Annotated in this window: 9 protein-coding genes; 3 read left to right on the top strand and 6 right to left on the bottom strand. The window is 45.0% G+C overall.

What is annotated here, in order from left to right:
- Positions 1 to 345: 345 nt before the first annotated feature.
- Together F6K20_RS12105 and F6K20_RS12100 are read right to left on the bottom strand one after the other, a co-directional pair.
- The gene (locus F6K20_RS12105) at positions 346 to 1,338 is read right to left on the bottom strand and encodes an SPFH domain-containing protein (RefSeq protein WP_287253725.1); all 993 of its coding nucleotides are present in this window, start codon (positions 1,336 to 1,338) and stop codon (positions 346 to 348) included.
- Positions 1,339 to 1,645: 307 nt separating this feature from the next.
- The gene (locus F6K20_RS12100) at positions 1,646 to 2,077 is read right to left on the bottom strand and encodes an NfeD family protein (protein WP_044495164.1); all 432 of its coding nucleotides are present in this window, start codon (positions 2,075 to 2,077) and stop codon (positions 1,646 to 1,648) included.
- 536 nt (positions 2,078 to 2,613) lie between these two features.
- On the opposite strand from F6K20_RS12100, the gene F6K20_RS12095 reads away from it, so the two are divergent.
- A complete protein-coding gene (locus F6K20_RS12095) occupies positions 2,614 to 4,608 on the top strand; it encodes a PP2C family protein-serine/threonine phosphatase (protein ID WP_008189467.1) in 1,995 nt (664 codons plus the stop codon).
- A 213-nt stretch (positions 4,609 to 4,821) separates the two neighbouring features.
- A complete protein-coding gene (locus F6K20_RS12090; protein ID WP_008189465.1) occupies positions 4,822 to 5,049 on the top strand; it encodes a ferredoxin-thioredoxin reductase variable chain in 228 nt (75 codons plus the stop codon).
- Between the two features lie 182 nt (positions 5,050 to 5,231).
- Here the strand turns inward: F6K20_RS12090 and F6K20_RS12085 are convergent, their stop codons facing one another.
- The 4 genes from F6K20_RS12085 to F6K20_RS12070 form a co-directional block, all read right to left on the bottom strand.
- Positions 5,232 to 5,465 (bottom strand): hypothetical protein, encoded by a 234-nt coding sequence (locus tag F6K20_RS12085; protein WP_044495218.1) that lies wholly within the window; start codon positions 5,463 to 5,465, stop codon positions 5,232 to 5,234.
- 43 nt (positions 5,466 to 5,508) lie between these two features.
- Complete coding sequence (locus F6K20_RS12080; RefSeq protein WP_008189461.1) at positions 5,509 to 6,354, bottom strand: YdcF family protein; 846 nt, start codon at positions 6,352 to 6,354, stop codon at positions 5,509 to 5,511.
- Positions 6,355 to 6,474: 120 nt separating this feature from the next.
- Positions 6,475 to 6,792, bottom strand: a complete 318-nt coding sequence (locus tag F6K20_RS12075; RefSeq protein WP_008189459.1) for a hypothetical protein — start codon at positions 6,790 to 6,792, stop codon at positions 6,475 to 6,477.
- A 171-nt stretch (positions 6,793 to 6,963) separates the two neighbouring features.
- The gene (locus F6K20_RS12070; RefSeq protein ID WP_131827205.1) at positions 6,964 to 8,385 is read right to left on the bottom strand and encodes a DUF2252 domain-containing protein; all 1,422 of its coding nucleotides are present in this window, start codon (positions 8,383 to 8,385) and stop codon (positions 6,964 to 6,966) included.
- Between the two features lie 320 nt (positions 8,386 to 8,705).
- On the opposite strand from F6K20_RS12070, the gene F6K20_RS12065 reads away from it, so the two are divergent.
- The gene (locus F6K20_RS12065) at positions 8,706 to 9,185 is read left to right on the top strand and encodes a DNA phosphorothioation-associated protein 4 (RefSeq protein WP_287294829.1); all 480 of its coding nucleotides are present in this window, start codon (positions 8,706 to 8,708) and stop codon (positions 9,183 to 9,185) included.
- Positions 9,186 to 9,500 lie beyond the last annotated feature (315 nt).

The raw sequence follows: 9,500 nt of genomic DNA, 5'->3' as shown, positions 1-9,500 counted from the left end.
TAAAGGCTGCCCTATTCTTGCGGTAACTTCTGACCGTATCGTTAATAAAGCTTGCCGAACGCGCCCCGCGTGGCCTACGGCCTTGTATCCTAACCAATGGGCGGAGTTGGCAAGAAGCCCACACTGACCTATCGGTTCAGTGTGGGAGTATGTCACGTATTCTGTGGTTATCCCACGGCCAACGGGTTCAAACCGCGTTGGCTTTAACCGCTGTCAATAGACTCCTATATCCCTTGGCTGTCTTAACAGCTGTGGATTTGCTTGATTGGAAGATTTTTTATGTTTAGACACAAGCCCCACCTAAACGGGGATACCCGTTTAGGTGGGGCTTATTGACGCTGAACTTTACCTTTGATTCATCTCAATACCTAGGGAATTGGGATTAACCTTGTCTCCATCACCAACAATCGAACGCATCCCTTCAATGGTTGCTGGAATGCTGCGAGGGTCCATGAACATCACTTTACTACTCTCGCTAGTACCAACTTGCATACCCATATCGATATAATTCTGAGCCAGTAAAAACTGGAGGGCATCACGAGCATTCGGGTCATTATCAAGAGTCTTAGCCACAATTTTGAGAGCCTCAGCAGTGGCTTGTGCCTTGAGAACCTGCTGCTGTCGTTCTGCCTGAGCTTTCAGAACTATTGCCTGTTGTTGGGCTTCAGCGTCCATAATCGCAGCTTTTTTACGGGCTCCAGCATCTAACTCTAGTGCCTCGGCCTTACCTCTGGCAGTGTTAACCGCAGATTCTCGTTCCCCTTCAGAGGTCAAAATTGCCGCCCGTTTACGCCGTTCTGCGGACATCTGTAACTCCATTGAGTCCTGCACTGCCTGAGATGGCACAATGTCCCGCAGTTCCACCCGGGTGACTTTAACTCCCCAAGGATCAGTGGAAATGTCTAATTCCCGCAGTAGGGTTTCATTGATTTGAGAGCGAGCAGTAAAGGTTTGATCCAGTTCCAGTTTCCCCATTTCAGCTCGAATCTGGGTCAGCACCAAATTCTGCATGGCGGAGCGCAGGTCTTCAACCTTATAGTAGGCTTTCTCCATATCCATGATCCGCCAGTACACCACAGCGTCAACGGTAATGGAAACATTATCGGAGGTGATACAAGGCTGAGGTGGCACATCAAGGACTTTTTCCCGAATGGTTTGCTGGAAAACCACCCGCTCAATCACGGGAATGACAAAGTTGAGCCCAGGTTCGAGTTTTTTGCCACTATATTTTCCCAATCGTTCCACTAAGGCTTGGTTTCCTTGATTAATAATCTTGACGGAACCGAAAAGACCTGAACCGCCCAAAGCTAAAAACACAAGCAAAAACCACTGTGACACGCTCTTTCCTCCATTTCTGGTAGTGTTTTACAAATTTGTTGTTAGAGGGGGAGCGGATGGGTGGGGGAGGGCAGAAAACTGATTTAGTCTGATTCTCAAGTGCTTGAAGCTGACTCTATTCCCATCTGCCCAACCTGACTTTTTAACCTATCTTTTGTCAAAAAACAGTGGACTGGGTTAGAAGGGAGACTCCCAACAACTAGTCACTAGGGGGAGTAATAAATCTACCGTTGACTCTATTACCCCATCACCCTATTAACCCATCACTATCCCCTGAACCTGGCAGAGCACCCTTGGTCGATCAACTTCAGTCATGCAATAGGTGATGAGGCACAACAATCAGGGTAGTGCCTTCCCTACGCACTACGTAGACTTTTTGGTTGGGTGCGATCGCATCTGCATAGTCTTCACAACGGGCACGCCATGAGTTGCCTTCATAGAGTACCCGCCCAGTTTGCCCTGGCAGAATTTCTGTCAAGGTTTGAGCTTCCATCGCATCCAAATTTTTGCCCACTCTAGCAGGGGGCATCAGGCGACGGGATAAAAAGACTGAGGCAGTGGAAAGCAGCAACCATAACCCCACTTGTAGGGTATAAGATATGGGCAAAATCGAGATCACAAATGCTACGACCAAAGCACTGATGCCCATCATGAAAGCAACAAATGCTGTTGGCACAAACAGCTCGACTAAGCACAGCATTGACCCGGCAATTAGCCAAAGCATCGAGGAACTTACCATCGGCTCATAATATACAGGGTATGGGGTAAGTAGTTGCGGGTAACTCTAATTTATTTTGTCTGACGTCAGACAAAGATATAGGTTGCTGAGTTATGTTAATTTTCTTGAATCTACTAGACAACTTTGAGAGAAAATGTTTAAAAGCTCAAACAACCCCTCTTGTGACATACTCCTAAACTGAACTCGCCGAGTCAGTGTAGGCTTCTTGCCAACTCCACCCAACGGGAACGGATACAAGGCCGTAGGCCACGCGGGGCGCGTTCGGCAAGCAATATTTACGACACGAGATGCCCCTCCGCGCCGGAACAATACAAAAAAGTTCTATTTTTAGGTAGTAGGTGGCGGTTAGCTCTTAATTTGATTACCCTACTATGTTCATTATAGATGATCACAAAGTATCAAAGTTCTTGTCTGCCATTCATCCCACGCCGACATGCAAGTGGGGACGTGGGGCATAAGCGCGGACCAATGCTAATTTATCTCAGCCGTCTAGAATTTGACCGTATAGCCGTAAATTAACTTCATAGGTATTAGCCGTGGATCGTTATCTTTGGGCAGTTGGTTCTGCTGCCGTAGAGCTACCAGTTGGAGAACAAGTGGCAGACCGCTACCAGGTAGTTGCCCCGCAAATTTGGCAGGATATGCAGCCAGAACTGCCACCGGATTTTCCCGAACAAATCAACGGCCATATCCTTCCTTACCTACGCTTGTATCCCCACTGCCTCCATGTGCCAGAGGTTTATGGGATATGCCAGTTGCCACAGCAACGGAATTTTCTGTCTACACCTGGTCAAGATGTAGTCATTTTGCTAGAAAATGCCCCCATTGATGCCAATGGCAACTTATATCCCTCAATGGAGTCGATGTGGACTTCTGCTACCGCAGTGCGTCAAGTCTATTGGCTTTGGCAAATTTGGGAATTATGGATACCCTTATCAGAATTGGGTGTGGCTTCTAGCCTGTTAGTGCCAACTAATTTGCGAGTTGAAGGGTGGCGGCTGCGACTGCGGGAATTATATCGCGATACAATGGCTGATACGAGTCTATCACCAGTTGTACCGTCTAATGGTCTAGAGGATAGGGGATTTGATACATTGGTTTCCCGAGACTCCCCTGCCGAACCGACTTCTGTGAGTGAACCCTCTGTGGATGCTAGTCTTAAACAGCTAGGAGAGTGCTGGGAAGCTTGGTGTCGCACAGCTTCAGTTTCTGTGGCGGATCCGCTACAAGCTATTGCCCAACACCTGCAAACTGAACACCCCTCCTTAAGTGCGATCGCATCCCAACTTAATCACCTATTACTTGAGCAAGCTGCTCAGCACCCGTTGCGGTTACAGATTGCTGGTATCACCGCAACTGGTTCAAGTCACAGCCACAATGAAGACAGTTGCTATCCCACTAAGGCTGACTTGATTAAGCACCCAGAGCAACCCCAAGACCCCTTGATTCCCCACCTGTCGATTATTTGTGATGGCATTGGTGGTCACGAAGGGGGGGAAATTGCTAGTCAGTTAGCACTACAGTCGATTAAATTACAGGTTCGGGCATTACTGGCTGAGTTGAACGAAGATCCGGAGCTGATGACACCAGAACTGGTAACTGAGAATCTATCAGCAATTATCCGGGTTGCTAATAACATGATTTCTTCTCGCAACGATCAACAAGAACGAGAATCCCGGCGTCGCATGGCTACCACCTTAACCCTAGCGCTACAACTACCCCAAATGGTGAATACACCAGAAGGGAAAACCAATGGTCACGAAATCTATATCGCTAGTGTAGGAGATAGTCGTGCTTACTGGCTTACTCCCGACTATTGCCAGCAGCTAACTGTGGATGATGATGTGGCTACTCGGGAGGTCAAGCTTGGTCGTAGTCTTTATCGACAAGCGTTGCAGCGATCTGATGCACAAGCACTCACTCAAGCCTTAGGGACAAAGGAGGCTGAATTACTTCGTCCCACTGTGCGACGCTTTATTTTGGAAGAAGATGGCTTGCTGCTGCTGTGTTCCGATGGCTTGAGCAACAACAACTTGATTGAAAAATTTGGTCGAGATTTACCCGAAAAAGTCAATAGCCACCGACTTTCCGTGGAATCGGCGGCTGAGTCTTTAATTGACCTGGCCTTTAAACATAATGGTCAAGATGACATTTCGGTGGTGCTAACATACTGTGCTGTCTCTCCCCAATATCCGACAGTGCTAAATTTGGGAGACATCTCTAGCTCTAAAGAACTACAGGTGGTTAATCTGGGGCAGCAAACCGCTCTGACTCCATCACTACCAGCGGAAATAACCACAACCAATGATAATAAACCCGAAACCACCCGCTCATACCGGGATTGGATAAGAGCCTTGTTTGGGCTGCTGGGGGTAGTCGGTATACTAGTTGGTGCTGGGGCTATTTTACTGACTACCCAATGGATACTAGCTCCTGAGGGCTTCCAGAAAATGCGCGATCGCTTTTTACCATCACCCGATCCAAATCTACCACAGTCTTCACCTACCGAGCAGGAGCTCCCAGACAACTAAGGGTGAAACTAAGGGTGAAAAAACCTTACATTATAATTTTCACCGATAATCACCGGCATCAGACCAGGGAAGCAATTCCAATAAACCTAAATTTTGTTGATGCTCACAACTGTGCTAAATGTAAACAACCCACTCTGTGAGACAATAAGAAGGTTGCCTGAGCCCACCCTAGCTTAGGTAAGGGATGTCCGTATAATAGTTAGAGTTACTTATATGAAAGTTGGCGATCGCGTCCGAGTCAAAGAATCAGTTGTGGTATATACCCATCCCGAACACAGAAATAAACCTTTTGATATTAAAGGTCTCGAAGGGGAAGTTACCGGAATAATTTCTGAGTGGCAAGGTAGGCCCGTCAGCGCCAATTTACCAATACAAGTCAAATTTGACAAAAAATTTAAAAAAGTTCACTTCCGTGAAGATGAACTAGAAATTATCCCCTAGGCGGCTATATTATTAGCTAATACTATAGAAACCAATCATAATCACCATCACAGGGATTTTTAAACAGGTCTGCACGGATAGGATTAAGTTAGATTCTTACTGTATCTATTGATATCTATTACTATCCGTGTTTACTTTAATTAGTTAAACCATCTTTTAAGATAATAAGCTAGACTTGTAGTCTAATCTACCTCTGAGTTGCGGCGACTGAACCAACGAAAAATGTTGATGTCACCGCGCATTTTTTCTAATTCCTCTTGATGGCTTTGTGCTGTAAAATAATACCACTGGCAATAGTCTTCAAATTCTTGTCGATGCTCTACTTCCTGGCTAAAGTCATAAGCTAGCTGGTAAGTGGCAAACATATCGGCTGCTGGTGGTGGTGCTGGGACAATCCGTTGGAATTCTTCTGGCATAGTAACTAGGCAAATAATCAAGGATAATATTTCAGCAATAATGTCATACCCAACCACGAATGCGATAAGCGACTATACCAATGTATTCCTTGATAGCACGGGTAATCCTAGACAATTGCTCAGCATTTGGCAGAGAATGTAGCAAAGCAGCTTGACTACTGCTGCTAGGTTCATCCAGTTCATGTTGGGACACTAGAAAATCTGTTGGTGCTGGGATCACATCAATACCCTGACGCCGGAACACTAGGACAGAACGAGGCATATGGATGGCTGAAGTTACCAATAATACCTTGGGAAAATCCCGCTGATCCAAAATTTTCCGCACATTGACCGCATTTTGGTGAGTGTTTAAAGACCTAGACTCTTGAATGATAGCGGCTCTTGGAACACCCAGGTCTTCTAGAATCTGTGCCATGTCTTCTGATTCAGGAGCCAACCGTTGTGAGGATTGACCAGACTCGGAAGAAAGTCGTTGGCTAGAGTTATTACTACTGGAACCCCAAACAATCCGACCACCAGCAGGAATCACCCAGGGAGCTTTCCCTTCACGGTATAGCTGAGCACCATAGAGAACGCGATCGCCTGCTTCATCCACTTCTGGAGTAGGTCGTGGTGGAAAAGGTGGTTTAGTCGCTCCCCCCAAGATCACAATCGCATCAGCCTCAGGTAATTCTGAATTAGGAATATATTGCCACTCCAGAGAGCGTATTAAGCTGTTAGTCACCCAAGTATTACTTGAGACCAACAACACAATTAATGCTAAAGCCACCGGTATCGGAACCCAGCGAGGGTTGCGCCACGACATTACTAAAGCTACTACCAGTAGCACACAAGCCAGGCCCAAGGGATACAGAAAGAGTGGCAATAGCTTTGAGAGAAATAGAAACATGTTAGATTTTAGTTCTAAGTCGGAAAGTACTCAATCCAAAGCAAGTTCTTCTAGATTAGCCCTAGCTTAAATCTCTTGGTATTTTCTTTTGACCAATAAGCAATAATTAATTACTCTTGCTTAACGTCTAAAAAATCTACTAATAGGATTGAGTGACCCTTCTGAGCGGCTCTTTTCTCTAGCTTGTCGTTCTTGTACAGCTAAACGGATGCCCGTTAAGTCAGAACTACCTTCCTCGGTATACTCTGCTTGCTGGGGTTGTGAGTCCCTGGGTTTGTCTGGGTGGTGCCACCAGTCAACTATCAAACCACCGGCGAAAGCGCCAATGCCACCAAATAGTAAGCTGAATTCGATTGGGTATCCCAGAAAGGCAAGGGCTAAGATAAAAAACACCAAAATTTGAAGCCCGCTTAAAAAACCGTCTTTCTTACCGTTCATGTGATTAAATATAAGGTATGTAGCTGTTTTGTTTCTAGGTTAGAGGTTAGAGGTTATAGGTTATAGGGACTAGCTCGCGACCATCCCTTTGCCGCTTATCCTGTTATTTAACCTTCCCCCTGTGCCATATCAACGCATTATATTTTACCAAAGCCAATTAAACTAAAACGATTAGTCACAAGTGCCGCTAGAGCAGCTATTGGGTTTCAGCTTTTCGAGAAAGTAACCATAGTCTTTCTCAACTTGATCAGCATAAGTCAAAGCCACTTCCCTTACCAATTGCCGAAACTCCTTGTGGCGACCGTCAGTCAACTCATCCACCTGTTTGTCTATGGAATAAGGCACTAAGGCAGCATCAAAATCTTTGTCAGCTCGGGCGTGAGCTGTTGCTAACACTTGACCCCATTGTTCAGCTAGCTTAACAAAACGTTTCTCTTTGGTTAGCTCAGTGATATCAAAGGTTTCCTTAAATGGCGATCGCTCTCGCACTGAGTAATACCCATCCCCAAGTTTCATCCAGCCCAGGTGATTATCGGTGTGCTTGGTTAAGGCTCGATAGGCTAAAGCATGACGTTGACCCTCATTGTTAAAATTTTTATCATACTTTTCCCGTTCCTGCTGACTCAGGTAATCATAGGCAGTAGGGGAAGATTGGAATTTAATGTCCAAGATCCGGTCATCATCCTGGGAAGAGGTCTCACCCTCAATCAGGAGATAATAGCGTGGTATTCCTAAGGAACCAGTGCCAGCCAGTAAACGTTGCGCAATATCTTTGACTCGGAAGTAGTTTTTATCATATTTAAACTTTTTTGTCAAGGTTTTCTGATAATCTGCGATCGCATTCTCAATATCCTGTCGCTCGGAAGCAGTAGGTTTGCCTAACTTAACCTTGGATAGATTGAAGCGACGCTGATTTGGGTCCAGTTCTGTCCATTTTTTCAACATTTTTTGGCGGCTTTCGCTGGCTTCGACTCCTTCTAGGAAGTCATCCAACTTCCCATAAGTATTGTCTTTAGTGAAGTAAGTCTCCAGTTCACGATCATTACCGCGATAGGAGGCCATAGTATCAAGATAGGACTCACTAAAGGCATCAATCCCGTTGTTCTGTTCCTCAGCAGACAAACCATTCTGACGACCGACCAATGCTAAACTAGCTGCCATGCGCCAGACATCATATTGGTAATCGGCAATAATTCCATCATCAAAGTCATCGAGTGAGTAAACGATTTCCCCTCGATTATTATCATATGCCCCAAAGTTCTCGGCATGCATATCCCCCGATAACCAAATCTTGGTTTTGGCATTTCCAAAATCCTTGAGGCGATTATCCCCAGCGAAATCTTTCCAAAATAGTTGGTTAGTGCCACGGTAGAAGACAAATTTAGAACAAGCCATTTTGCAATATTTAGTTTCTCGATCTTGCTTGGAAATGCCAGTGTTTGCCTCCTCAATCGTTTTCACGACTACCGTTGCACGATCCTTGGTTTTCATTGGGGGGTCTTGTCGGTCGGGGGAGGAACAGGATAGGTTAGTCAGTAAAAGTAGGATTGCGATCGCACTCACATAAACTGGTTGTTTACAAGTCTTCATCATTATTACCTTACTCTATGAAACATCAAGCAATAGATCTCTAATAGCAAAGGGAACAGGGAACAGCGGATCTGGGAACAGGCAATATGGCATCAAAAATTATCACAATTCATTTAAGATCCCTAAAGAGGCTATTCGTTTACGTTTCTTCATGTTTAGTTTTCTTGACAGCTTACTGGGTTTCATAGTTCGTAAAAGGTTGGCTTATTGCTAGGTAAGGGAGTTTTCAGGGATAAATATGGTATAATCCATAGATTACCGCACTTTACGCTTTTTGCGCTTAGGATTGTGCATAAGATTTACTAAAATTAGATACCAAGACAATGGCTGGAAACAGAATCAGGGTTGCTAAAGATAAGGCGGCTTTGGTGAAAGACCTAACCGCTTCCGATGGAAAAACCGGACCGTTTCAGACTTATGCTGATGTGATGGTGTTTGCAGCTGCTTTAGGAGTAAAGCGTAAAAAGCGATCGCCCCTGAAAGTAATTTCTAAACGAGAGCCTGGTCCGATTGGACTGGAAATTTTTGTGTCAAGGGGATATGAGGTGGTAATTAAATTAATTGCGATCGCTGAGATTAAGGATACAAAAATTCTTTCCTCTATCGATAAAGAGTCTGAGGAAAAACGCATCTATATTTTTGAGGAGTATGCGAATGGAGGACTTGATATTTTGCGCAATGAGTTGCGGGGAGCAGTAGACTATTCCGAGCGACTTTTGTTACTTTTAAATACTGATAGGTATAAGAAGAAAGAATCTATAGCAAATGAGCAACAGGAGTTTGATTTGAGTCGATTTTTGTAATGTCAGCATTCAGCTATCAGCTATCAGCCGTCAGCCGTCAGCTGTCAGCCGTCAGCTGTCAGCAATCAGTAGGTGCGTAGTGGACTGGCACACCTTAAATGTTGCTTTATAAAAATACCATGATCTAGTTTTAACAAGGGTTTAGCTGAAAAAGCTATTGCACTATTTTAGCTGTGCCAGTCCAGTAGTGGACTGACACAGCTAATTTGGTGCATTAGAATCTGCCATCTCTTCCTCTTCAAACACTGGATAAAGATGTTTAAGTTTGACTCTGGCATCCGGGGTTGAAAAATGCCAAATTACTTGACTGGCTGT

This window comes from Moorena sp. SIO2C4, assembly GCF_010672485.1.
GTDB lineage: Bacteria > Cyanobacteriota > Cyanobacteriia > Cyanobacteriales > Coleofasciculaceae > Moorena > Moorena producens.
Note: the sequence above shows the minus strand (reverse complement) of the source record. Positions and strands in the feature narration are given on the sequence as shown.